The 24,000-nt window shown below is 73.7% G+C and carries 19 protein-coding genes and 1 tRNA gene; 12 read left to right on the plus strand and 8 right to left on the minus strand.

What is annotated here, in order from left to right; genetic code table 11:
* From KSNIM_RS12650 to KSNIM_RS12675, 6 genes are all read left to right on the plus strand, one after another.
* The coding region (locus KSNIM_RS12650; protein ID WP_411543698.1) for a tetratricopeptide repeat protein at positions 1-2,382 on the plus strand (2,382 nt) is incomplete at its 5' end.
* A gap of 3 nt (positions 2,383-2,385) precedes the next feature.
* On the plus strand, positions 2,386-3,627 hold the full coding sequence (locus KSNIM_RS12655) for a PP2C family protein-serine/threonine phosphatase (protein ID WP_263103336.1): 1,242 nt from the start codon (positions 2,386-2,388) through the stop codon (positions 3,625-3,627).
* A 205-nt stretch (positions 3,628-3,832) separates the two neighbouring features.
* Positions 3,833-5,164 (plus strand): VWA domain-containing protein, encoded by a 1,332-nt coding sequence (locus KSNIM_RS12660; protein WP_263103337.1) that lies wholly within the window; start codon positions 3,833-3,835, stop codon positions 5,162-5,164.
* Between the two features lie 531 nt (positions 5,165-5,695).
* A complete protein-coding gene (locus KSNIM_RS12665) occupies positions 5,696-7,456 on the plus strand; it encodes an ATP-binding cassette domain-containing protein (protein WP_263103338.1) in 1,761 nt (586 codons plus the stop codon).
* Positions 7,453-8,589 (plus strand): ABC transporter permease, encoded by a 1,137-nt coding sequence (locus KSNIM_RS12670; protein ID WP_263103339.1) that lies wholly within the window; start codon positions 7,453-7,455, stop codon positions 8,587-8,589. The genes KSNIM_RS12665 and KSNIM_RS12670 overlap by 4 nt, the downstream gene beginning before the upstream one ends.
* Positions 8,590-8,678: 89 nt before the next feature.
* Positions 8,679-9,083 carry a globin gene (locus KSNIM_RS12675; protein WP_263103340.1) on the plus strand — a complete coding sequence of 135 codons (405 nt, stop codon included), beginning with the start codon at positions 8,679-8,681 and terminating at the stop codon, positions 9,081-9,083.
* Between the two features lie 55 nt (positions 9,084-9,138).
* On the opposite strand, the gene KSNIM_RS12680 is transcribed toward KSNIM_RS12675, so the two are convergent.
* The 5 genes from KSNIM_RS12680 to KSNIM_RS12700 form a co-directional block, all read right to left on the minus strand.
* A complete protein-coding gene (locus KSNIM_RS12680) occupies positions 9,139-9,849 on the minus strand; it encodes a hypothetical protein (RefSeq protein ID WP_263103341.1) in 711 nt (236 codons plus the stop codon).
* A 19-nt stretch (positions 9,850-9,868) separates the two neighbouring features.
* Positions 9,869-10,315: an acyl-CoA thioesterase gene (locus KSNIM_RS12685; protein ID WP_263103342.1), complete on the minus strand. Its 447-nt coding sequence runs from the start codon at positions 10,313-10,315 to the stop codon at positions 9,869-9,871.
* 131 nt (positions 10,316-10,446) lie between these two features.
* Positions 10,447-12,111 (minus strand): energy-dependent translational throttle protein EttA, encoded by a 1,665-nt coding sequence (gene ettA, locus KSNIM_RS12690; protein ID WP_263103343.1) that lies wholly within the window; start codon positions 12,109-12,111, stop codon positions 10,447-10,449.
* Between the two features lie 289 nt (positions 12,112-12,400).
* Positions 12,401-13,828 (minus strand): Cys-Gln thioester bond-forming surface protein, encoded by a 1,428-nt coding sequence (locus KSNIM_RS12695; protein WP_263103344.1) that lies wholly within the window; start codon positions 13,826-13,828, stop codon positions 12,401-12,403.
* Between the two features lie 299 nt (positions 13,829-14,127).
* The gene (locus KSNIM_RS12700; protein ID WP_263103345.1) at positions 14,128-14,718 is read right to left on the minus strand and encodes a single-stranded DNA-binding protein; all 591 of its coding nucleotides are present in this window, start codon (positions 14,716-14,718) and stop codon (positions 14,128-14,130) included.
* A gap of 640 nt (positions 14,719-15,358) precedes the next feature.
* Between KSNIM_RS12700 and KSNIM_RS12705 the strand changes: the two genes are divergently transcribed.
* Positions 15,359-15,434, plus strand: a tRNA-Arg gene (locus KSNIM_RS12705).
* An 82-nt stretch (positions 15,435-15,516) separates the two neighbouring features.
* On the opposite strand, the gene KSNIM_RS12710 is transcribed toward KSNIM_RS12705, so the two are convergent.
* Entirely contained in the window at positions 15,517-16,122 is a 606-nt protein-coding gene (locus tag KSNIM_RS12710) for a TetR/AcrR family transcriptional regulator (RefSeq protein ID WP_263103346.1), read from the minus strand.
* Between the two features lie 86 nt (positions 16,123-16,208).
* On the opposite strand from KSNIM_RS12710, the gene KSNIM_RS12715 reads away from it, so the two are divergent.
* From KSNIM_RS12715 to KSNIM_RS12725, 3 genes are all read left to right on the plus strand, one after another.
* Positions 16,209-16,778: a GNAT family N-acetyltransferase gene (locus KSNIM_RS12715; RefSeq protein WP_263103347.1), complete on the plus strand. Its 570-nt coding sequence runs from the start codon at positions 16,209-16,211 to the stop codon at positions 16,776-16,778.
* A 158-nt stretch (positions 16,779-16,936) separates the two neighbouring features.
* On the plus strand, positions 16,937-17,356 hold the full coding sequence (locus tag KSNIM_RS12720) for a RidA family protein (protein WP_263103348.1): 420 nt from the start codon (positions 16,937-16,939) through the stop codon (positions 17,354-17,356).
* 31 nt (positions 17,357-17,387) lie between these two features.
* Positions 17,388-18,170 carry an enoyl-CoA hydratase/isomerase family protein gene (locus KSNIM_RS12725; protein WP_263103349.1) on the plus strand — a complete coding sequence of 261 codons (783 nt, stop codon included), beginning with the start codon at positions 17,388-17,390 and terminating at the stop codon, positions 18,168-18,170.
* Positions 18,171-18,209: 39 nt separating this feature from the next.
* Here KSNIM_RS12725 and KSNIM_RS12730 read toward each other — a convergent pair whose 3' ends face one another.
* On the minus strand, positions 18,210-19,442 hold the full coding sequence (locus KSNIM_RS12730; RefSeq protein WP_263103350.1) for an acyl-CoA dehydrogenase family protein: 1,233 nt from the start codon (positions 19,440-19,442) through the stop codon (positions 18,210-18,212).
* Positions 19,443-19,551: 109 nt separating this feature from the next.
* Between KSNIM_RS12730 and KSNIM_RS12735 the strand changes: the two genes are divergently transcribed.
* Both KSNIM_RS12735 and KSNIM_RS12740 read left to right on the plus strand, forming a co-directional pair.
* On the plus strand, positions 19,552-20,256 hold the full coding sequence (locus KSNIM_RS12735; RefSeq protein WP_411543699.1) for a TetR family transcriptional regulator: 705 nt from the start codon (positions 19,552-19,554) through the stop codon (positions 20,254-20,256).
* 79 nt (positions 20,257-20,335) lie between these two features.
* Positions 20,336-21,784 carry a glycoside hydrolase family 5 protein gene (locus KSNIM_RS12740; RefSeq protein WP_263103352.1) on the plus strand — a complete coding sequence of 483 codons (1,449 nt, stop codon included), beginning with the start codon at positions 20,336-20,338 and terminating at the stop codon, positions 21,782-21,784.
* A gap of 20 nt (positions 21,785-21,804) precedes the next feature.
* Here KSNIM_RS12740 and KSNIM_RS12745 read toward each other — a convergent pair whose 3' ends face one another.
* A complete protein-coding gene (locus tag KSNIM_RS12745; RefSeq protein ID WP_263103353.1) occupies positions 21,805-23,829 on the minus strand; it encodes a M3 family metallopeptidase in 2,025 nt (674 codons plus the stop codon).
* Between the last annotated feature and the right edge of the window lie 171 nt (positions 23,830-24,000).

Genomic DNA, 24,000 nt, shown 5'->3' on the forward strand with positions numbered 1-24,000 from the left:
GCCGCGGCCGCCGGGCCCGCGGGGGCGACGGCCACGGGCACGGCGGCGCCCGGTCCGGCCGAACCGGGGCGGTGCACCCGGGACTGCCCGGGCACGATCGACGCGGACGGCTACTGCGACGAGTGCGGGCTGGCCGCCGAGGCCGGCGCACCGCAGGTGCCCGCCGCGCGGGTCTCCCCCGACGCCGCGCGCGCCGGCTCCGTCCGCAGCGAAGCGTCCCGCACCGGTTCCTCGCGGACGATGTCCGGCCGGTCCCGCTCGCACCGCTCCGCCCGGACGGGCGGCGGGCGCTCGGTCTCGGTGCGCAGCAGCGGCGGCACCGCCGGGACGGGACGGCGCGGCAACCTGGGCGCCGGCCTGGTGACGGTGCCCGCGGTGCCGCGGCCCGACCCGTCTGCGGCCGTGCTGGAGAATCCGGAGGTGCCGGAGCGCAAGCGGTTCTGCTCCAAGTGCGACGCCCCGGTCGGCCGGTCCAAGGGCGACCAGCCGGGCCGCCCGGAGGGCTTCTGCACCAAGTGCGGCACGGCCTACTCCTTCACACCCAAGCTGCGCCGCGGCGACCTGGTCGGCGGCCAGTACGAGGTGGTGGGCTGCCTGGCGCACGGCGGACTCGGCTGGATCTACCTGGCGATCGACCGCCGGGTCAGCGACAAGTGGGTGGTACTCAAGGGCCTGCTGGACACCGGCGACGAGGACGCGCTGGCGGTCGCGCTCGCCGAGCGGCGCTTCCTCGCCGAGGTGGACCACCCGAACATCGTCCGCATCATCAACTTCGCCGAGCACCCGGACCTGCGGACGGGTGCGTCCGACGGCTACATCGTGATGGAGTACGTCGGCGGCAAGTCGCTGAAGGACATCGCCAACGAACGCCGCACCCCGGACGGCCGGCGCGACCCGCTGCCGGTCGAGCAGGCGATCGCTTACGCGCTGGAGGCGCTGCCCGCGCTCGGCTACCTGCACGCCCGCGGCCTGGTGTACTGCGACTTCAAGATCGACAACGTGATCCAGAGCGAGGACTCGCTCAAGATCATCGACATGGGCGCCGTCCGCCGCTTCGACGACGACGGCCCGATCTACGGCACCGTCGGCTACCAGGCGCCCGAGATCGCCACCGACGGACCGTCACCCGCCTCCGACCTCTACACCGTGGCCCGCACCCTGGCCGTGCTCAGCCTCGACTTCCGCGGCTACGACACCACGCACCGGCACGACCTGCCCGGCCCCGACGAGGCGCCGCTGTTCGCCGCCTACGAGTCGTACTACCGGCTGCTCGTCAGGGCCACCGACCCGGACCCGGCCCGCCGCTTCGGCTCCGCCGAGGAGATGGCCGACCAGCTCACCGGCGTCCTGCGCGAGGTGCTCGCCCTGCAGGACGGCCGGCCGCGGCCCGCGCTCTCCACCCTGTTCGGGCCCGAGGTGCGGGTGCTCGACGCCGAGCTCGCCGCCGGCGCCCTCGACCCGGCCGCGGCCGCCCTCGCCCTGCCGGCACCCCGGGTGGACACCGCCGACCCGAACGCAGGCTTCCTCGCCGCCCTGGCCGGCACCGCCCCCGGCGAGGCGCTGGCCGCGCTCGCCACCGCGCCCGCGCCCTCGCTGGAACTGCGCCTGCGGGCGCTGCGCGCCCACCTGGAGCTCGGCGACCCGCAGGCCGCCGCACGCGACCTCGACGTCGTCGAGCAGGACCACCCCGGGGACTGGCGGGCCGTCTGGTACCGCGGGCTCACCGCCCTCGCCGCGGGCCGCGCCGAGGCCGCCGCCGACGCCTTCGACGCGCTGTACGACGCGTTCCCCGGCGAGGCCGCCCCCAAGCTCGCCCTCGCCCTCTGCGCCGAGCTGCTCGGCAACGGTGAGGACGCCGCCGCGTTCCACCGGCTGGTCGCCACCACCGACCGCAGCTACGTCGGCGCCGCCTTCGGGCTGGCCCGCGTCCTGCTCGCGGCCGGCGACCGGGCCGGCGCGGTCGCCGCCCTGGAGGGGGTGCCGGAGTCCTCCGCGCACCACACCGCGGCCCGGATCGCCGCCGTCCGCGCCCGGCTGCGCGACCGTCCGGCGACCGATCCGCTCGGCCCCGACCTGGCGCGCTGCTCCGAGCAGATCACCGCGCTCGGCCTGGACGCCCGGCGGCACGAGGAGCTCTCCGTCGAGCTGCTGGACGCGGCCCTCGGCTGGGTCGTCGCGGGCCGCCCGGACGCCGCCGGGAAGGCCGCCGCGGACACCGCGGCCCCGGCGTACGAGGTGCTCGGACATCCTGCCGGCGAACGGGAACTGCGCTTCGCCCTGGAGCACTCCTACCGGGTGCTGGCACGGTTGTCCGACCGGGCCGAAACAAGGATCGAGATGGTGGAGCGGGCCAACCGTGCCCGTCCACGGACGTGGGTGTGAGCAATGCCGCAGCAGCAGACCGTGTGCCCGAGCTGTGCCGAGCCGCTGGGCCCGGACGACGCCTACTGCGGCGCGTGCGGGCACAGCACCGCCGAACCCGCCGGGACCCGGGTGGTCACCGATGCCCGGGGCCCCGGGGCCACCGTGCCCGACCTGCCGGCGGCCGGACCGGCCGCGGGCACCTGCGTGCACTGCGGGGCCGCCGGCCTCGCCCCCGACGGGTACTGCGAGTCCTGCGGCAAGGCGCAGCCGAAGCCGCGGGACCACCAGGAGCGGGCGATGGCCGGCGTCGCCGGCGTCAGCGACCGCGGCCTGCGCCACCACCGCAACGAGGACGCCTTCACCGTCGCCGGCACCTCGCTGCCCGGCGGCCGGCCCGCCGTCGTCGCCGTGGTCTGCGACGGCGTCTCCTCCTCCGCCCGACCGGACGAGGCCTCCGCGACCGCCGTGGACGCCGCCTCCGAGTCGCTGCTCAGCTCGCTCGAACGCGGCGACGACCCGACGGCCGCGATGCGCCGCGCGATCGCCGACGCCGCCCGGGCCGTCACCGAGCTCGCCTACGACGACAAGAACCGCGCCCGGCCGGACGGCGGTCTCAACGCACCCGCCTGCACCTACGTCAGCGCCATCGCCGCGGACGGCCTGGTCACCATCGGCTGGGTCGGCGACACCCGCGCCTACTGGATCCCGGACGACCGCGAGTCGGCCGAGCCCTACCGGCTCACCGAGGACGACTCCTGGGCCGCCCGGATGGTGGCCGCCGGGCTGATGGGCGAGGCCGAGGCGTACGCCGACCCGCGGGCGCACGCCATCACCGGCTGGCTCGGCGCCGACGCCGAGGAGCTCGTCCCGCACACCGTCTCGTTCACCCCGCACGTGCCCGGCGTGGTGCTGATCTGCACCGACGGGCTGTGGAACTACGCGGAGGCCGCCACCGACCTGGCCTTCTTCGTCCGTGCCGACGCCCGGACACAGCCGCTGGCCGCCGCCCGCTCCCTGGTCGACTTCGCGGTCACCGCCGGCGGGCACGACAACATCACCGTCGCCGTACTGCCGATCACCCCGGGCGAGCCCGAGCACGAGCCGACCCTGCTCGACCTGCCCGTGCAGCGCCCCGCCGCCGAGGCCGCCCCCGCACCGCAGGGGCACGCCGCCACCCTGCCGGACGGGCCGCCGTCGGCACCGCCCGCACCGCCCGCCCCTCCGATGCCGCCGTTCCCGCCGGCCCCGGCACCGCTCGACTGACGAGGGCCGCACTCGGGCGCACCGCAGGAGCGGCGCGCCACCGCCCGCGCGCCCGCCGCACGGGTGCGGCCCGACGACGCCCGCCCCCTGACGACCGCACGACGACCGACACCACGACAACCACCAGCACGACGACCGACAGCACGACAGCCGCAGGACGACCACACCGGCCCCCGCCCGCCCGCTCGACAGGAGCCCTCAGCCCATGGCAAGTCTGTCCAAGCCGAACGCGCCCCGATTCGACGTCGACATCTTCCAGAACGAGTACCTCGCCGAGGGCGCCCGCGAGGTCAACGCGATCGTGACCGTCACCGCCACCGGCGGCGGCACCTCCGCCGGCCGGCTGCCGGCCTCCGCCGACGGCGGCGACGCTGCCGTGGTGATCATGATCGACTGCTCCGGCTCGATGGACTACCCGGCCTCGAAGATGCGCAACGCCCGCGAGGCGACCGCCGCGGCCATCGACACCCTGCGCGACGGCGTCGCCTTCGCCGTGGTGGCCGGCACCCACGAGGCCGCGGAGGTCTACCCGGGCGGCGGCGAACTGGCGGTCGCCGACCCGTCCACCCGCGCCGCCGCCAGGACCGCCCTGCGCCGGCTCACCCCGATGGGCGGCACCGCGATCGGCACCTGGCTGGCGCTCGCCCAGCGGCTCTTCGAGAGCCGCCCGGAGCGCTCCATCCGGCACGGCATCCTGCTCACCGACGGCCGCAACGAGCACGAGAAGCCCGCCGATCTGCAGGCCGTTCTGGAGCGGGCCGCCGGGTACTTCACCGCCGACTGCCGCGGCGTCGGCACCGACTGGGAGGTCGACGAGCTGCGCCGGATCTCCTCCGCGCTGCTCGGCACCGTCGACATCGTCGCCGAGCCCTCCGGCCTGGCGGACGACTTCCGGGCGATGATGTCCACCGCCATGGGCAAGCAGGTCGCGGACGTCGCCCTGCGGATCTGGACCCCGGCCAACGCCGTGGTGAAGTACGTCAAGCAGGTCGCCCCCTCGGTCGAGGACCTCACCGGCCGCCGCAGTGGCGCCGGACCGCGGGCCGGCGACTACCCGACCGGCTCCTGGGGCGACGAGAGCCGCGACTACCACGTCTGCGTCGAGGTGCCGGCCGCCACCGTCGGCGACGAGATGCTGGCCGCCCGGGTCAGCCTGGTGCTGCCGCGGCCCGACGGCACCGCCGACACGCTCTCCCAGGGCCTCGTCCGGGCGGTGTGGACGGACGACCTGGCCTCCTCCACCCGGATCAACCAGCAGGTGGCCCACTACACCGGTCAGGCCGAGCTGGCGGCGTCCATCCAGGAGGGCCTCGCCGCCCACCGCGCCGGGGACGTCGACCGGGCCACCGCCAAGCTGGGCGCGGCCGTCCGGCTCGCCCACGTGACCGGCAACGACGGCACGTTCCGTCTGCTGGAGAAGGTGGTCGACGTGGTGGATCCGAAGGAGGGTACGGTTCGATTCCGTAAGAACGTGAGCGAGGCCGACTCGATGACACTCGAGACCCGGTCGACCAAGACCGTGCGAGTGAAGAGATGACCGGCCGATTCCCTGGGCCGGACCTGCTGATGTGGGGGATTTGATGCCGATCTGCCCTAGGGGCCATGAGTCGCAGGCCGAGGACTGGTGCGACTTCTGCGGCTTCCCGATGACTCCGCCGCCCGGTCTGGCCGTCCCGGGCGCCCCGCCGGCCCAGGGTTCGCCGTTCGGTGCGCCCGCCGGGGCCGGCTACCCGCCGCCCCCGCCCGCCTCCGCACCGCCTGCACCCGCCCCGCCGGGGCCGCCCCCGGGCGGTCCGGCCTACGGCGGCCAGGGCGGCTACGAGCGGCCCTCCTACGAGCCGTCCGGCCGCGACTCCGGGTACGGGCAGCCGCCCTACGAGGAGCCGGCCCCCGAGCGCCGCGGCGGCCTCGGCGGGCTGTCCATCGGCGGCGGGTCCGCGTACGGCGAGCCGTCGCACGGCGGGTCCGCGTACGGTGCCTCGTCGCACGGCGGCTCCCCCGACATCACCGCCGGCCTGGTGACCTGCCCGATCTGCCGCAGCCCGCAGACCGGCCGGTACTGCGAGGAGTGCGGCTACGACTACGACCTGTCCGCGCCGCAGCGGCCGCAGGCGCCCACCCCGCCCCCGGCGGCCCGCCCGGCCGCGACTCCGGGTACGGGCAGCCGCCCAGCCTGGAGAAGCAGGGCTTCGACCGGCCGGCCCCGGCGCCGTACGCGGAGCCCGACGGCTACGAGCGGACGGGTCCGGTCTACGCCGACCCCGCCGGCGGGCCGGGCAGCGACGGCTTCGGGACGTCCTTCCGACTGGCCCCGCCCGGACCGGGCCATCAGGGCCAGCCGGTCCGGGGCCACCAGGGCCAGTACGGCCAGCACGCTCCGCAGGGCCAGCACGGCCCCGGCCCGGCCGCGCCGCCGCCCCCGCCGCCGACCCGCACCCAGTGGATCGCGGTGGTCAGCGCCGACCGGGACTACTTCGCCGACATGATGGCGCGCAGCGGTCCGGACGCGTCGGGGCTCTTCTTCCCGCCGTACTGCCCCGAGCGGCGCATCCCGCTGACCGGCCGCGGCCAGCTGCGGATCGGCCGGCGCAGCCAGCAGCGCGGCACCGTGCCGGAGATCGACCTGTCGGTGCCGCCGGAGGACCCGGGGGCCTCGCACCTGCACGCCATGCTCGCCGAACAGCCCGACGGCAGCTGGGTGCTGGTGGACCAGGACTCGACCAACGGCACCACCATGAACGGCGGCGCCGACCCGGTGCCGCCGCACACCGCGATCCCGCTGAACGACGGCGACCGGATCCACATCGGCGCCTGGACGACGATCACGCTGCACCGCGCCCGACGGGTTTTTCCCCGGTTTTGCCCGGTAATCCTCACCGCACGGGCACAGGAACCCCTAGTGTCATGTGACATGACTGCAGCTATATCCGCTGACGGAATACGGAAGCGGTACGGGGACGTCCAGGCCGTCGACGGTGTGTCACTCACCGTCGAGGCGGGCGAGTTCTACGGGATTCTCGGGCCGAACGGGGCCGGCAAGACCACCACTCTGGAGATCCTGGAGGGGATCCGCGAGCCCGACGAGGGCCGCGTCGAACTGCTGGGGCTCAAGCCCTGGCCGCGCAACACCGCACTGCTGCCGCGCATCGGCGTGCAGTTCCAGGCGTCGTCCTTCTTCAACCGGCTGACCGCCCGTGAGACGATCCGCACCTTCGCCTCCTTCTACGGCGTCGGCCCGAAGCGGGCCGACGCGATGCTCGACAAGGTCGGCCTGGCCGACTCCGCCGCCGTCCAGACCGAGAAGATGTCCGGCGGCCAGGCGCAGCGCCTGTCCATCGCCTGCGCCCTCGTCCACGACCCGGAGCTCGTCTTCCTCGACGAGCCCACCACCGGTCTCGACCCGCAGGCCCGACGCAACCTGTGGGACCTGCTGCGCGACATCAACGCCGAGGGCCGGACGGTCGTCCTCACCACGCACTACCTCGACGAGGCCGAGGTGCTCTGCGACCGGGTCTCGGTGATGGACCACGGCAAGGTGCTCAAGACCGGCGCGCCCGCAGCCCTGGTCCGCGAGATCGACGACACCGTCCGGATCAGCGTCGAGTCAGGGCTGCTCGCGCCCGACACCGCACGCGACCTGTTCACCGCGGCCGGAGCCGAACTGGCCGGCCTGGAGGACGACGGCGTCTCGCTGTCCGTCTCGACCCGCGTCCCGGCGCCGGTGCTCTCGGTGCTCGCCGAGCAGAACGCGCTGCGCGGCCTGGAGGTCCGCGGCGCCACCCTGGAGGACGTCTTCCTCCGCCTCACCGGACGGGAGTACCGGGCATGACCGCCACCGCCCCCACCGCGACCGACCGCGAGCCGGCCGCCCCGGCCCCCGAGGCGCCGGAGCGCGCCAGCGCCTTCGTCGGACTCGCCCGGGTCATGCTGCTGGGCTTCGTACGCGACCGCGGCGCGCTCTTCTTCACCCTGATGATGCCGCTGATCTTCCTGCTGATGTTCGGCACGCTCTTCAAGAGCGCGGGCGCCCCGCACGTGAAGGTCGCCCAGGTCGGCGCCGTCCAGGTGCTCGACGCCGTGCAGGGCGAGGACCGCAAGGAACTGGAGAAGGTCCTCACCGTCACGAAGATCGACGACGAGGCCGCCGCCCTGGAGAAGGTCCGCAAGGGAGACCTCGACGCCCTCGTCGAGCAGGGGCCGAACGGCCAGGTGGTGGTCCGCCACAGCGCCGCCGACATGGTCAAGGCCGGCAGCGTGCAGGCGATCGTGGACAACCTGGTGAAGGCCGCCAACCAGGCGGCGTCCGGCAGGCCGCCGGCGTTCACCATCCAGTCCGTCCAGGTCGAGGACCAGTCGCTCAAACCGATCCAGTACCTCACCCCGGGCCTGCTCGGCTGGGCCATCGCCTCCGGCGCGGTCTACGGCGCCTCCTTCACCCTGATCAACTGGCGCACCAAGCGGGTGCTGCGGCGGCTGCGGCTCGCCCCGGTCTCCATCCCCGCGGTGATCGGCGCCCGGGTCGCGGTGAACTGCGTGATCGCGCTCGCGCAGACGGCGATCTTCCTGGTGATCGCCACCACGCCGTTCTTCGGGCTGAAGCTCACCGGCAACTGGTGGCTGATCGTGCCGCTGGTGCTCTGCGCCACCGTCGCCTTCATGTCGATCGGCCTGCTCACCGGCGGGCTCGCCAAGACCGAGGAGGCGGCGAACGGCATCAACCAGCTGATCATCCTGCCGATGTCCTTCCTCGGCGGGGCGTTCATCCCGCTCGACGGCAGCCCCGGCTGGCTGCAGACCGTCTCCAAGGTCTTCCCGCTGCGCTACCTGGTCACCGCCTCCCAGTCGGTGCTCAGCCGCGGCGGCGGCGTCATGGACGCGCTGCCGGCGATGGGCGGACTGCTGGCCTTCTCGGCCGTGCTCTGCCTGATCGCCTGGCGCTTCTTCAACTGGGACGACGTGTAGTCGGCACCCGGGACGAGGGACAAATCCGCAGGGGTCGTAGGCCGGAAGACCGGTGTACGGCCCCTGCGGCCGTCTGCGACCATGGTCGGGTGAACGAGATCCCGCAGAGCACGCTTCCCGAGGAGACCTTCTTCGACGCGATCGGCGGCGAGGCCACCTTCCGCCGGCTGGTGCACCGCTTCTACCAGGGCGTCGCCGAGGACGAGCTGCTGCGGCCGATGTACCCCGAGGAGGACCTCGGCCCGGCCGAGGAGCGGTTCGCGCTCTTCCTCATGCAGTACTGGGGCGGGCCCCGGACGTACAGCGAGGAGCGCGGCCACCCGCGGCTGAGGATGCGGCACGCCCCGTTCAAGGTCGACCGCGCCGCGCACGACGCCTGGCTGCGGCACATGCGCACCGCCCTCGACGAGCTGGCCCTGCCCGAGGACGCCGAGCGCCAGCTCTGGGACTACCTGACCTACGCCGCCGCCTCGATGATCAACACCGCGGGCTGAGCGTGGACGGAGCCGCGCTGCGCCACCGCAGCGGGCCCAGGCCGAGACCGGCGGGCTAGCGAAGCGGGCTCAGGCCCAGGCCCGCGCCGGGCGCGGCGGCGCTGCGGACGGCGACCGAACCCGCCGGCGCGCTCAACCGCAGCCAGCCGCCCGCACGGTGCACGGTCAGCGGCACCGCGGGCCGCAGGAAGCCGATCACGTAGGCCGCGTGCGCGGCACGCAGCGGAAGCTCCGGGACGGCGCTCAGCGGGCGCGACCAGATCTCGTCGGCCAGCGCGTCCAGCACCTGCCGCGAACGGTGGTGCTCGGGGACGTCCTCGCTGCGCCGGCGGAACTCGCCGACCGCGGCGGACACCTCCGGCAGCACCTCGAAGGCCTGCGGCTCGGCGATCAGCTGCCAGCCGGCCCGGGGCGGCAGCAGGCCGGCCCACGCCGGACCGGTGACCGGCGGCGGCACGGCGACGGTGCCGCCCTCCGCGTCCACGGCCTCCAGCAGCTGCCCGGCGGAGACGGTGGTGTCCGTCCCCGCCGTCGGCCCGGCCAGCAGCGCGGTGCGGACGGCGATCGCACCGGCCGATCCCAGCGGGAGCCGGCCGAAGACCGCCAGGACGCCGCCGGACCCGGGACCGGGCACGGCCTGGAGGCGGACGGCGGCGGCGCGGTCGAAGCGCAGCAGCCGGCCGAGGAAGGCGGCGAGGTCCGCCGCCCCGCCGCTCTCGGCGAGGACGAGTCCGGCGGGCCGACCGGTCACGGGGGTGCTGCTCACGTCGTCGGTACCGTCCGGCTCAGGCTGCGGCCACGGCGGCGGGCACCGCGTCCATGAAGCGGGAGAGGAACTCCCGCTCGACGGGGCTGATCCGGCGCGGCCGGCCCTCGGCCAGGTCGTAGGGGACGACGACGGTGGACGCCTTGACGTAGACCGTCTCGGTGCCGTCCTCCGCGGTGTCCTTGATCTCGTAGGAGACGGTGAGCGAGGCGCCGCCGATCTTGGTGACCCAGGTCTCGACCGTCACCGGGGCCGGGCGGTGCACCAGCGGCTTCTTGTACTCGATCTCGTGGCGCGCCACCACCGAGCCGCCCGCGAACTCCCCCGCGCCCGCCTCGGCGGCCTGGGTGAACATGAAGTCGATCCGGGCCTCCTCCAGGTAGCGCAGGAAGACCACATTGTTGACGTGGCCGAAGGCGTCCATGTCGGACCACCGCAGGGGGCAGGCGTAGATGTGGCGTGCCACGAAGGATCTCCTCAGACTTCGGGTCGCCCGCGGCCGGGCCGCGGGCGGGTGGCCGGGCGGGCCGCCCCGAGGGGCAGCCTGCCCGGCCGTTGTTGCGCCGGCGTTGCCGGCGGCTGTCGTCCTGCGGACGGTCAGCCGCGGGTCAGCTTCTTGTAGGTGGCGCGGTGCGGGCGGGCGGCGTCCGGGCCGAGCCGCTCGATCTTGTTCTTCTCGTAGGACTCGAAGTTGCCCTCGAACCAGAACCACTTGCTGTCGCCCTCGTAGGCGAGGATGTGGGTGGCGACGCGGTCCAGGAACCAGCGGTCGTGGGAGATGACCACGGCGCAGCCGGGGAAGTCGAGCAGCGCGTTCTCCAGCGAGGAGAGCGTCTCGACGTCCAGGTCGTTGGTGGGCTCGTCGAGGAGCAGCAGGTTGCCGCCCTGCTTGAGGGTGAGCGCCAGGTTGAGGCGGTTGCGCTCACCGCCGGAGAGCACACCGGCCGGCTTCTGCTGGTCCGGGCCCTTGAAGCCGAACGCGGAGACGTAGGCGCGGGACGGCATCTCGACCTGGCCGACGTTGATCCAGTCGAGGCCGTCGGAGACGACCTCCCACAGGGTCTTCTTCGGGTCGATGTTGGCGCGGTTCTGGTCGACGTAGCTGATCTTGACGGTCTCGCCGACCTTGACCTTGCCGTCGTCCGGGGTCTCCAGGCCCTGCAGCATCTTGAACAGGGTGGTCTTGCCGGCGCCGTTCGGGCCGATCACGCCGACGATGCCGTTGCGCGGCAGGGTGAAGCTCAGGTCGTCGATCAGGAGCTTCTCGCCGAAGCCCTTGGAGAGGTTGTCCACCTCGACGACGACGCTGCCCAGGCGCGGGCCCGGCGGGATCTGGATCTCCTCGAAGTCCAGCTTCCGCATCTTGTCGGCCTCGGCCGCCATCTCCTCGTAGCGGGCGAGACGCGCCTTGGACTTCGCCTGACGGCCCTTGGCGTTGGAGCGGACCCACTCCAGCTCTTCCTTGAGCCGCTTGGCGCGCTTGGCGTCCTTCTGGCCCTCGACCTTGAGACGGGTCTGCTTGGTCTCCAGGTAGGTGGAGTAGTTGCCCTCGTAGGGGAACGCCCGGCCGCGGTCGAGCTCCAGGATCCACTGGGCGACGTTGTCGAGGAAGTACCGGTCGTGGGTGACCGCGACGACGGTGCCCGCGTACTTGGCGAGGTGCTGCTCCAGCCAGTTCACCGACTCGGCGTCGAGGTGGTTGGTGGGCTCGTCGAGGAGCAGCAGGTCGGGGGCCTCCAGCAGCAGCTTGCAGAGCGCGACGCGGCGCTTCTCACCACCGGAGAGCTTGGTGACCGGCCAGTCGCCGGGCGGGCAGCCCAGGGCGTCCATGGCCTGCTCGAGCTGGGCGTCGAGGTCCCAGGCGTTGGCGTGGTCCAGGTCCTCCTGGAGCCGGCCCATCTCCTCGAGCAGCTCGTCCGAGTAGTCGGTCGCCATCAGCTCGGCGATCTCGTTGAACCGGTCGAGCTTGCCCTTGACCTCCTTGACGCCGTCCTGGACGTTCTCCAGGACGGTCTTGGACTCGTCGAGCGGGGGCTCCTGGAGGAGCATGCCGACGGTGTAGCCCGGCGAGAGGAAGGCGTCGCCGTTGGACGGCTGCTCCAGCCCGGCCATCATCTTCAGCACCGTGGACTTGCCGGCGCCGTTGGGGCCGACCACGCCGATCTTCGCTCCGGGGAGGAAGGAGAGCGTCACGTCGTCAAGGATGACCTTGTCGCCGTGTGCCTTGCGCACCTTGCGCATCGTGTAGATGTATTCCGCCACGTGAGATCGCTCCGGCGTCGTCGGGTGTATTCGGCTTGCAGCCTTCCATTGTGCCGCACTGCGCGGCACCGCCCGAACTCCCGCCGGTCACACGGGCCGGTCCGCCCGGGGTGCGGGACGGTGCGGCCGGCCGCGAACGGGACGGGCGGGGCAGGCGGGGCGGGAAGGACGACGGCCCCGCCCTCCGGTGTCGGAGGACGGGGCCGGGCCCGGTGTCACGACCCGGGTGTCACCCGGGGGTCACACCGCGGGTGCCGCTGCCGTGGGAGCGGCTCGCACCCGGGGTGGTTCAGGCCGCGGAGCGGCCGTGGCGGCCACGACGGCGCAGGGCGAACACCGCACCGCCGCCGGCGGCGACGAGCAGGCCCGCGATGCCGGCGATCATGCCGGTGTGGCTGCCGCCACCGGTGCTGGCCAGGCTGCCGCCGGTGGTCGAGCCGGTGGTGCCACCGGTCGTACCGCCGGTGGTGGTGCCGCCGGTCGTGCCACCGGTGGTGCTGGTGGTCTTGCAGTCGAGGATGCCCTTGAACTCCTCGGTCAGGTTCGGGCCGCTCACCTTGATGTCGTAGGTGGCGTCCTCGGCGACCGGGACGAACACGGTCTCGGTCTTGCCGGCACCGACGGTGACGGACTTGCCCGGGGTGACCGTGACGGTGGCCTGCTCGTCACCGCTGTTGGTGACGGTGACCTGGACACCGTTCTTGGTGCAGTCGACCTTGGAGGTGGCCTCCAGCAGCGGGCCCTTGGCCTGCGTCCAGGTGGCCTTGGCGGTCTTCGCGACGCTCAGCTCCTCGGAGCCGGCCAGGATCATGGTCTGGCTGTGCTTCTCCGGGGTGTAGCCGACGCTCAGGAAGACGCGGCCGGTGGGCACGGAGGTGGTGGCGGAGGCCTTGACGGTGGCCGAGCCGGCCGCGGTGCCCGCGGGGACGTCCAGGAACAGCTTGGTGTCCTTGGCGACCGGGCCCTTGAGGTCGGCGACGGACTTGCCGTCCTTGTCGACCAGCTTGACCTTGCCGCCGGAGGTGTCGCCGGACAGCGCCAGCTTGACCGTCGAGGCGCTGCTGTTGAGGGTGAACGGGCCGAGCTTGCTGCCCGACTTGCCGTTCACCGACGCCGGGTCGAGGTCCAGCGAGGGCGCCGGCTCCTCCTTCAGACCGGTGTTCTTGCTGCCCGCCAGGTACTCGGTGAGCTGCTTGGCCTCGGCGTCGACCGGGGTGGCCGCGGTCTTGTTGTCGGAGTAGCGCCAGATCGCGGCCTGGGTGCCGGCCGCCGCGTCCTCCTTGGTGAACTCGCCCTTGATGCCGACGGCGGCCTTCACCGCGTCGAGCGAGAGCTTCGGGTAGGAGTGCTCGAGGATCCAGCGGATCTTGCCCGCGGCCTCTTCCTTGCCCGGGGCGCCGAGCGAGCTCGAGGCCCAGTTCGACTCCTGGTACTTGACCGCGTCCTTGATCTTGACGCCGTGGTCGATGTCGATGCAGTACGTCTGGATGAGCTTGCCGTCATCCGTCTTCAGCGTGAAAAGGCCGCCCTGGATCACGTGGCCGCCGCCGGTGTCGACGGCACCGCTGACCATGGTCGGCTGGATCGTCGCGGTGATGCCCGCGCCGCTGTCGGCCGAGGCCGCGCCGGCGACGTACAGGCCGCTCGCCACGGCAATGCCGGTCGCGAGCATGACAGTACCTATGCGGGAGGCAGCCCGCTTCTGGCTGTGGAACATGAGTGATCCCTCCGGGCCGGGCTCTGCCGATGGCAGCCCGCCCTGCAAAGCGGTGCCCCCTGTGACACCGCTGCACATGTGTGGACCCGACGCATCATATTGAGGGTCGGGACACTTCCCCTAGTTGTACTGAACCAGGACAGTTCCGTTGCCGTTCCGTTATCAAGCCGTCAGGGAACCGTTTTGGTTGACGCTTCACCAGATCTTACGGATCGTCATCGCACCATCCCTGCGGCAGCCCTGTCGACACCTCCGCCCGGCTGCTCGGCCACGGCTGCCGCCGGCTCGGTGGCGCCCCGTCAGCCGGTCTTGGTGCCGGGACCGCCGGCGGCGCCCGCCAGCACCGACGGTGACACCGGGCCAACTGTCGCCGCCGCGCCCGAAGTAGCCCGCTCGGCCGCCCGCCGGGCCTCCACCGCCGCGACGATCCACTCCGGCACGGCCTCGCCGACCGGCGCGGGCTCGCCCGCGCGACGACCGTCCGGCGGGCCGACCGCATCCGAACCGCCCTTCTCCTGGTCGGCCCGTCCGCGGACGGCCCATCGGAAGGCGGAGGTGCCGCGGGAGAGGTCGTGGCCCACCGACCGGGCGTCGATCTCCACCGCCGTCCGGCGGCGGTCCTCCTCGCCCCATTCACGGACCCGCAGCCGACCGCTGACGACCACGGGATCGCCCTTGTTCACCGAGCTCACCAGATTGGTCGCGAGCCACCGCCAGGCCACCACCGTCACCCAGGTCGTCTCGCCGTCGATCCAGTCGCCGGTGCCGCGGTCGAAGCGGCGCTCGGTGGTGGCCATCCGGAAGTTGGCCACCGGCACGCCGGCCGGCGTCTGCGCGTAGGTGACCGTCGAGGCGACATTGCCGACGATCGTCACCAGGGTCTCATTCACGGGAACTCCCTCCGGGCGGAAAATGTCCGAGCTGAATCGCTCGCACCCCGATGCTGTCGCACCGGCGGAATTTCCGGGCGGCCGCGCGGAAACCTGTGGAAAACCCGGGGGTGTGGAAAACCCGGCCCACTCGCGCGAGTGAATATGAACAGGAATTCGAGGTTCCGCGAACGACCCATCCCGCGAGGTCATGACAACGCCGCCCCCGGTCCGCGCCGCCCGCAGAGCCCCTAACGGGTGGCCGCCGTCCGCTTCCGACCAGGTCATCCAACCGAAGTAACCCAAATCCGACCCCCACCGCGCGGACGGCGGGACGATTCACACGCCGAATCCATAACAGGTGGGGAGGCAGCCCCGTAACGACTGCACAACGTCCGGGTCCAGATCCCCTCAGACCGCTGCACGTCCGGCCGCCACCTGCGATTATCGGACCGCTCCGCCGAGCCCGACACACCCGAAGCGGTGCCGGAAGGCCCGGCGGAGGATGCGGTCACCCTTATCCTGTCCCGGGCGTCCCGTGCCGGACGGGCCGAGGCCCCGCCCCACCCCGCCGTACCCAGGAGCCCCGCGCGGGCACCGCCCGAACGCCCGCAGGTCCGCCGCCGCCCAGGTCGGCACCCCTCCGGGCCGCACCAGTCATGCCCCCATAGCTCAGCGGATAGAGCACCCGCCTTCTAAGCGGTAGGTCGCAGGTTCGAATCCTGCTGGGGGCGCCAGCACGCGGCACCACCCTGCAGCGTCCCGTTCGGCCGCCGGCCGCACCCCGCCCCCACCGACGACGCACCGCCCGCACGCGGGTCAGCCCGCGGCCACGCCCGCGAGGTACCCGTCCAGCAGCGCGACCTGGCGCTCCGCCGGGAACTCCTCCGGTGCGAACAGCGCCTGTACGACCAGGCCGAGGACGAAGGCCTGCGCGGCGGCCGCGATCTCCTCCGGCGCCCGTCCTGGCGGCAGTTCGCCCAGCCGCTGCGCCTCGGCGGCGAGTTCGGCCATCCGCTCGCGCGACCGGCGGTAGCGTCCGGCGTGCTCCTCGGCCAGCCCGCCGTCCGCCAGCGCGGCGTCCCAGGAGCCGACCCAGATCCGGTTGTCGGCGGCGCTCCCGGCGTCCAGCGGCAGCACGTCCAGCAGGACGGCGCGCAGCATCGGCAGGCCGCCGGCGGGGGCCGCGCTCTCGGCCGCGGGCCGCGGCCGGGCCGCCGTCCGCTCGTCCAGCACCTCCAGTGCGTGGGCCACCAGGGCGCGCTTGTTGGGGAAGTAGTGGGTGAGCAGCCCGGTGCTGGCGCCCATCTCGGCGGCCACGGCGCGCAGGGTGAGCCCGCCGAAGCCCCGGTCGGCCAGCACCCGCCAGACCGCTTCGGAGACGTCTCGGCGGCGGGCGTCGTGGTCTCCGCGGGCTGGCGTCATGCGCGCTATGGTACCTACCAAACGTTTGTTACGTACCGGCGGCGCCTTCCGCCCGCCGGTCGCCGCCGACCGGAGGGACGACCGCCGTGTACGCCGTACCGCTCGCCGAGGGTGCCGAGCTGTGCCCGCTGGAGCCGTGGCAGGCCGGGGAATTCTTCGACCACATGGAGCGCGCCCGGGGCAACACCGACCCGTGGATACCGTGGGCCACCCGGTCCACCGATCTCGAATCGGCCCGGGCGACGCTGCAGGGATATGCCGACCGGCAGGCCGCCGACACCGGCCGGATCTTCGGAATCCGGCTCGACGGCACGCTGGTCGGCGGCGTGATGTTCGTGCACTTCGACGCCGCGTCCGGCGTGTGCGAAATCGGTGCCTGGACGGAAAAGGGCGGTGAGGGCCGCGGGCTGATCAGCGCCGCCGTCCGCCGGCTGATCGACTACGCGCTGGTCGAACGCGGGCTGCACAAGGTCGAGTGGTGGAACAGCAGCGGCAATGCGCGCAGCCGGGCGGTGGCGCAGCGGATGGGGATGCACCACGACGGCACCATGCGCGAGCACGTGCTGCACAACGGGGTCCGGCAGGACTACGAGGTGTGGTCGGTACTGGCGCACGAGTGGCGGGCCGGCACCGACGGCGGCGCGCCGGCGGGGTGACCCCGGCCGGCGGCCGCGCGCAGCACGGACGGCCCCGCCGGCGGCCGGACGCTCCCGGCACCGACGAAAACCGGATGACAGCGCCCGCGCCCCCGGCGGACGATCGGGAGTCGGCCGACGCCGGCACCGGTCCCGCCGAGCCCGAGGAGCCCCGTCGCATGGTCCAGCGCAGCATCGTCCCGAGCCTCTTCCCGCCGCCCGGCTACGCGCACACGGCGGTGGTGGAGCCCGGCACCCGCCTGGTGTTCCTGGCCGGCGGGGTGCCGCTGGACGCGGAAGGGAAGCTGGTCGGCCCCGGTGACCGCACCGCACAGGCCCGCCAGGTGCTGGCCAATCTGGAGGAGGCGCTGCGGCACGCCGGCAGCACCCTCGCCGACGTGGTGGCCAGCACGGTGTACGTGGTCTCGCCCGAGCCGGGGCCGCTCTCCGAGGTGTGGGACGTGGTGAACGCCTCCGGGCTGGCCCAGGGCCCGCACACGTCGACGCTGCTCGGCGTGGCCTGCCTCGGCTACACCGGCCAGTTGGTGGAGATCACAGTGACCGCCGTGGTCCGCGAGGACGCCGCTGTGGAAGGGTGAGGGGCATCCCGATCCGTCCCCGGAGGCAGTGATGGCCCAAGTGCTCGAGACCGGTGTCGCCGGGCTGCGCGTGGAACTCGACGGTCCGGTGGCCACGCTGGTGCTGGACCGGCCCGAGCGGCGCAACGCGATGACGCTGGCGATGTGGCGGGGCCTGCCCGGGGTGCTGGGGCTGATCGCGGCGCAGCCGGGCGTGCGGGCGCTGCTGGTGACGGGTGCGGCGCGGACGTTCTGCGCGGGCGCGGACATCGGCGAACTGTCCGAGGTGTACGGCGATCCGGCCCGCGCCGACGCGTACCACGCGGACAACGTGGCGGCGGAGGAGGCGCTGGCCGCCTTCCCGCACCCGACGGTCGCGGTGGTGCACGGCGCCTGCGTGGGCGGGGGCTGCCAGTTGGCGGTCGCCTGCGACCTGCGGTTCGCGGCGCACGATGCGCGCTTCGGCATCACCCCGGCGAAGCTGGGCGTGGTGTACCCGTCGGTACCGACGGTGCGGCTGGCTTCGCTGGTGGGACCGGCCCGGGCCAAGTACCTGCTGTTCTCCGGCGAGTTGGTGGGCGCGGAGCGGGCGGAGCGGTTCGGTCTGGTGGACGAGGTGCTGCCGGCCACCGAACTGGACGAGCGGGCGCGGGAGTTCGCCGGCCTGCTGGCGAAGCGGTCGCCACAGACGATCGGCGCGGTGAAGGCGGCGCTGTCGGTGCCGCCGCAGGAGGCGGCCGCGGCGGTGGCGCCGTGGGAGCGCAGGTCCCGTGAGGCGCCGGACGTCCGCGAGGGGCTGGCCGCCTTCCTGGAGCGGCGCGAGCCCCGGTTCTGAGCCCGGGGCCGACGCCGCCCGCAGGTGCCGTGCGGCGGGTCAGCGGATCGGTATCCCGGAGATGGCGCGGGAGATGACCAGGCGCTGGATCTCGCTGGTGCCCTCGAAGATGGTGTAGATGGCGCTGTCGCGGTGCATCCGCTCGACGGGGTACTCGCGGGTGAAGCCGTTGCCGCCGAGGATCTGCATGGCCTGCGAGGAGACCCACTTGGCGGTCTCGCCGGCGTAGAGCTTGGACATCGAACCCTCCGCGTTGTGGAAGGGCTGGTTGGTGGCGGCCATCCAGGAGGCCCGCCAGACCAGCAGCCGGGCGGCGTCGATCCGGGTCTTCATGTCGGCGAGTTGGAAGGCGACGCCCTGGTTGTCGATGATCGGGCGGCCGAACTGCACCCGCGTCTTCGCGTAGTCGAGCGCGACCTCGTAGGCGGCCCGGGCGATGCCGACGGCCTGGGCGCCGACCGCGGGGCGGGAGGCCTCGAAGGTGGCCATCGCGGCGTTCTTGCCCTTGGCGGAGCCGGCGCCGCCGGCGGCGCGCTCACGGGCCCGGGCGAGCCGCTCGTCCAGCTTCTCCTTGCCGCCGAGCAGGCAGTGGCCGGGCACCCGGACGTCGTCGATGACGACCTCGGCGGTGTGCGAGGCACGGATGCCGTGCTTCTTGAACTTCTGGCCCTGGGAGAGGCCGGGGGTGCCGGGCGGGACGACGAAGGAGGCCTGACCGCGGGCGCCGAGGGTCGGGTCGACCGTGGCGACGACCACGTGGACGTCGGCGATGCCGCCGTTGGTGGCCCAGGTCTTGGTGCCGTTGAGCACCCACTCGTCCTTGGCCTCGTCGTAGACGGCGCGGGTGCGCAGCGCTGAGACGTCGGAGCCGGCGTCGGGCTCGGAGGAGCAGAACGCGGCGACCTTGACGTCGTCGGGGGTGCCGAACATCTGCGGGGCCCAGGTGCCGATCTGCTCGTCGGTGCCGTTGGCGAGCACGGCGACGGCGGCCAGGGTGGTACCGACGATGGCCAGGCCGATGCCGGCGTCGCCCCAGAAGAGCTCCTCCATGGCGATCGGGATGCCGACGCCGGAGGAGTCGAAGTACTGCTGGGCGTAGAAGTCCAGGGAGTAGATGCCGACCTTGGCGGCCTCCTGGATGATCGGCCAGGGGGTCTCCTCGCGCTCGTCCCACTCGGCGGCGGCGGGCCGGATCACGTCGGCGGCGAAGCCGTGCAGCCAGTCGCGGACGGCGATCTGGTCCGGTCCGGGGTCGAGGGAGAAGGTGCTCATCGGGAATGCCTCCGCAGGAGCGTGCGCAAGGGAAGGAAGGGGGCGGCGGGGCCGCGACCGGGTGTTACCTCGGGTAACATCGAGGGGAGTCTGCTACTCATTGGTAGCGATGTCAACGCCCGATCGAGGAGGACCCAGCACCGTGTCGACCCCCGCCGCAGCACCGGCCGGCGAACCCCGTCGCGAGCAGCTGCTCAACGCCGCCGACCGGGTCGTCCAACGCGAGGGGCCGGGCGCCAGCATGAACGCCATCGCGGCCGAGGCGGGCATCACCAAGCCGATCCTCTACCGGCACTTCGGCGACCGGAACGGCCTGATCGCCGCCCTGACGGAGCGCCACACCGCGGGCCTGCTGGAGACCGTCCGCGCGGCACTGAGCGAGCCGCTGGAGCGCCGCGACCAGGTCGAGCACGTCATCGACACCTACCTGGCGGCGATCGAGTCCCGTCCACAGGTGTACCGGCTGCTCACCCACCCCGAGCCGGGCGACCCGACCGGCGCCGGCAACGCCCTCGCGCCGGCGCTGAAGCAGATCGCCGAGGAGATCACCCGGGCCGTGCAGACCCAGGTCGACCTGGGCGCCGACACCCCGCTGCTCTCCGAAGCCTGGGGCCGGGCGATCACCGGCATGGTGCTGGCGGCCGGCGACTGGTGGCTGGACCAGCGGCCCTGCCCGCGGCCGCGGATGGTGCAGGCGCTGGCCGACCTGCTCTGGGGCCGGCTGGCCGCGGCCGCCGCGCTGCCGCCGGTGGTGGCGCCCCCCGCACCCGGACCCGAGGACGCCGCCGGGCCCACGACCCCCGAGGAAACCTGAGCACTGCTCACCTCTTGCGGGGGCGGGAGCTGACGGCGCATCATCGCGCTCACACCCACTCCCCCGTGCGAGGTGGCCCGTGCGCGTCCTCCGTACCGCTGCGGCACTGCTCCTGACCGCCGCCGTCCTGCTCGGCGCCGCACCGCCCTCGGCTGCCGGACCGGTCCCTGGTGCCGCCCGGACGCCGACCGGCACCACCACCCGCCCCGACGGCCGGACCCTCTTCACCAACCGGGACGGCCGCGTCCTGCAGCTGCGCGGCTTCAACCTCGACAAGTACGCCGAGGCCGACGCCGGCGACCTGGGGGACATCGCCGCCCGGGGCTTCACCCTCGTCCGGATCGCCGTCTCCTGGACCCGCCTCGAACCCGCCCCCGGCCGCTACGACCGGGCCGAACTCGCCCGCGTCCACCGGCTGCTGGACGCCGCGGCCCGCCACGGACTGCTGGCGGTGGTCGACTTCCACCAGGACGTGTACGGGCCGGCCTTCGGCGGCGGCGACCGCGGCGTCCCGGTCTGGGCGACCCGGGACGACGGACTGCCCTTCGAGCCCGACCCGGACGACTGGTTCGCCGGCTACTTCCAACCCGCCGTGCAGGCCGCGTTCCGCCACCTCTACGACGACGCCGACCTGCGCCGCGCCCAGGCCGGGCTGTACACCACGGTCGCCCGCGAACTGCGCGGCCACCCGGCCCTGCTGGGCTACGACCTGTTCAACGAGCCGTTCGGCCCGGTCGACGGCGACCCGGCGGACCCGGCCGTCCTGGCCGCCGCCGCGGCCGCACTGGAACAGGGACGGCTCGCCGACATGTACCGGCGGCTGATCACCGCGGTGCGCCGCGTCGACGACCGTGCCTGGCTGTTCGTCGAGCCGACCGTGCTGGTCGGCCTGGGCGTGCCGACCCGGCTGCCGCAGTTCGCCGACCCGCGCCCCGGTGCGGCCCGGATCGGCTACGCCCCGCACTTCTACGACACCGCCGTGGAGGCCGGCCACGACTGGGACCCGGCGGGCGGCTTCGTCGAGCGGTACACCGCGGCGATCACCGACTACCCGCGGGCCGGCCGGCTGCCCGTCCTGGTCGGCGAGTGGGGCCCGCCGAGCGCCCGCACCCCCGGCAACGCACTCCTGGTGGAACGCCAGGTGGCCGCCATGGCGGGCTTCGCCGCCGGCTGGACGATGTGGTACTGGTGCCGCGGCGACGGCGGGTACTGCGCCCTCGGGCCGGACGGCCGCCCCGCCCCCGGCGACGGCCCCGCCTTCGGCCCGTACGCCACCGCCCTCGCCGGGCAGCCCGCCGCCGAGTCCTTCGAGGGCGGCCGCTACCGCCTGGCCTTCACCACCGGGCGGCGGGGCACGGCGACCACGATCACCGTGCCCGCCGACGCCTTCCCGCAGGGCTTCCGGGTGCAGGCCCCCGGCGCCCGGATCGAGGTCCGCCCGCCGCAGGGCGACCGGGCCGGGTCGGTGCGGCTGGTCCACCCCGCCGCCCGGCCCGGCACCCCGGTCACCGTCCTGCTGTCGCCCTGACCGCCGGGGCCCGGGCCGGCTCAGGCCAGGCCGCGGCGGGCCAGCAGCGGGCCGATCTCCGGGTCGCGGCCGACCACCGCGCGGAAGCAGTCCAGCGCCGGCCGGCTGCCGCCGCGGGCCAGCAGCTCGCGGCGGAACACCTCACCGCTCTCCCGCACGCCGAGGCCGTTCGAGGCGAACCACTCGACGGTGTCCGCGTCCAGCACCTCCGACCAGATGTACGCGTAGTACCCGGCGCTGTACTCGCCCGCGAACACGTGGCTGAAGTACGCCGTCCGGTAGCGCGGCGGCACGGCCGCCACGGCGAGCCCGGCCCGGGCCAGCGCCTGAGCCTCGAACTCCTCGGCATCCTCGACCTCGGCCCCGGCCGGCAGGGTGTGCCAGGCCCAGTCGATCACGGCCGCGCCCAGGTACTCGACGGTGCGGAAACCCTGCCCGAAGGACTCCGCCGCCGCCATCCGCTCCACCAGCTCGGCCGGCAGCGGCTCCCCGGTGGCGTGGTGGCGGGCGTAGTTGGCCAGCACCTCCGGCCGGACCATCCACATCTCGTTGACCTGCGAGGGGAACTCCACGAAGTCGCGCGGCACTTCGGTGCCGGCGAACATCGGGTAGCGGACGTCCGAGAACAGCCCGTGCAGCGCGTGCCCGAACTCGTGGAAGAGCGTGCGCACCTCGTCCCAGGTGAGCAGCGCCGGCTCGCCCGGCGCCGGCTTCGCGATGTTGAGGTTGTTCACCACCACCGGCCGCTTGCCCAACAGGTGGGACTGGCTGACCAGTTCGTTCATCCAGGCACCGCCGCGCTTGGAGTCGCGGGCGAAGAAGTCGCCGATGAACAGGCCGAGCGAGCCGCCGTCCCCGTCGAACACCTCGAAGACCCGGGCGTCCGGGTGGTACGCCACCAGCTCCGGCCGCTCCTGCAGCACCACGCCGTACACCAGCTGGGCGGCGAAGAACACGCCGTCGTGCAGCACCCGTTCGAGCTCCAGATACGGGCGCAGCTCCGCCGCGTCGACCTGGTACGCGGACTGCCGTACCCGCTCCGCGTAGTACGCCCAGTCGTGCGCCGCGATCGAGGTGAGGCCGTCCGCGCGGGCGGCGGCGAGCAGTTCGGCGGCCTCCCGTTCGGCGTTGGCCACCGCCGGGCCGGCCAGCCGGGCGAGCATCGCGTCCACCGCGGCCACGCTGCCCGCGGTCTCGTCCGCCACCACGTACGCGGCGTGGCTGGGGTGGCCGAGCAGGGCGGCGCGCTCGGCCCGCAGCGCGGCCGTCCGGATCGCCAGCGGCCCGTTCGCCTCGGCCGCCCGGCCGAGCGAGGCCGCCAGCAGCCGCTCGCGCAGCGAGCGGTCGGTGAGCTGGGCGAGCTCGGTCTGGTTGGAGAAGTTCTTCAGGCTGAGCACGTAGGAGCCGTCCAGGCCGAGTGCCCGGCCGTTCTCGGCGGCCGCCGCGACCGCGTCCGGGGACAGCCCGGCGAGCTGCTCGGGCCCGTCCAGCACGATCGCCCGGGCCCGGGTGTCGTCCATCAGGTTGCGGCGGAAGGCGGTGGCGGCGGTGGCCAGCTCGGCGTTGATCTCGCGCAGCCGCTGCTGCTCGGCGGCCGGCAGCTCGGCGCCGGCCCGGACGAACGCGGTGTGCCGGCGCTCCAGCAGCCGCAGCGACTCCCGGTCGAGGCCGAGCTCGGCGCGGCGGCGGTACAGGGCGTCGATCCTGGCGAACAGCCCGGCGTCGAGGTGGACGGCGTCCCGGTGCCGGGCCAGCCGCGGGCTGATCTCGGCGTCCAGCTCCTGCAGCCCCGGGCTGGTGTCGGAGTCCCCCTGGTTCTCGAACGCCGCGGCGACCCGCTTCAGCAGCGCACCCGAACGCTCCAGCGCCACGACCGTGTTGTCGAAGGTCGGCGGCTCCGGGTCGGCCACGATCCCGGCGATCTCGGCGAGCTGCAGCGCCATGCCCTGCTCGAAGGCCGGCAGGTAGTGCTCCTCGCGGATCTCGGCGAAGGGCGGCAGCTCGTGGACCAGGGTGCTGGTCGAGAAGAAGGGGTTGTCGCTCATTTCGCCGACCCTATGCGCTGTCACCACCGCTGCCTACGGCCTCCGGAGGCGGCTTCCGACCGCTGGCGGAACCTCGCCGCGGGTGCGCCGTCCCGTCCCCGCAGCGCCGCGCCGAACGGGACCTGTCGGTGCGGCGCGCTACGGTCGGGGGCAGGCCCGGCCGCACACGGG

It is taken from the genome of Kitasatospora sp. DSM 101779, from assembly GCF_025655475.1.
In the GTDB taxonomy this organism is placed as follows: Bacteria; Actinomycetota; Actinomycetes; order Streptomycetales; family Streptomycetaceae; genus Kitasatospora.

Excerpts from the sequence above, each read along its gene's own strand:
- KSNIM_RS12655 (WP_263103336.1), top strand. The coding sequence starts at position 2,386 with ATGCCGCAGCAGCAGACCGTGTGCCCGAGCTGTGCCGAGCCGCTGGGC.
- KSNIM_RS12660 (WP_263103337.1), top strand. The coding sequence starts at position 3,833 with ATGGCAAGTCTGTCCAAGCCGAACGCGCCCCGATTCGACGTCGACATC.
- KSNIM_RS12670 (WP_263103339.1), top strand. The coding sequence starts at position 7,453 with ATGACCGCCACCGCCCCCACCGCGACCGACCGCGAGCCGGCCGCCCCG.
- KSNIM_RS12695 (WP_263103344.1), bottom strand. The coding sequence starts at position 13,828 with ATGTTCCACAGCCAGAAGCGGGCTGCCTCCCGCATAGGTACTGTCATG.
- KSNIM_RS12710 (WP_263103346.1), bottom strand. The coding sequence starts at position 16,122 with ATGACGCCAGCCCGCGGAGACCACGACGCCCGCCGCCGAGACGTCTCC.
- KSNIM_RS12720 (WP_263103348.1), top strand. The coding sequence starts at position 16,937 with ATGGTCCAGCGCAGCATCGTCCCGAGCCTCTTCCCGCCGCCCGGCTAC.
- KSNIM_RS12725 (WP_263103349.1), top strand. The coding sequence starts at position 17,388 with ATGGCCCAAGTGCTCGAGACCGGTGTCGCCGGGCTGCGCGTGGAACTC.
- KSNIM_RS12730 (WP_263103350.1), bottom strand. The coding sequence starts at position 19,442 with ATGAGCACCTTCTCCCTCGACCCCGGACCGGACCAGATCGCCGTCCGC.
- KSNIM_RS12735 (WP_411543699.1), top strand. The coding sequence starts at position 19,552 with ATGTCAACGCCCGATCGAGGAGGACCCAGCACCGTGTCGACCCCCGCC.
- KSNIM_RS12745 (WP_263103353.1), bottom strand. The coding sequence starts at position 23,829 with ATGAGCGACAACCCCTTCTTCTCGACCAGCACCCTGGTCCACGAGCTG.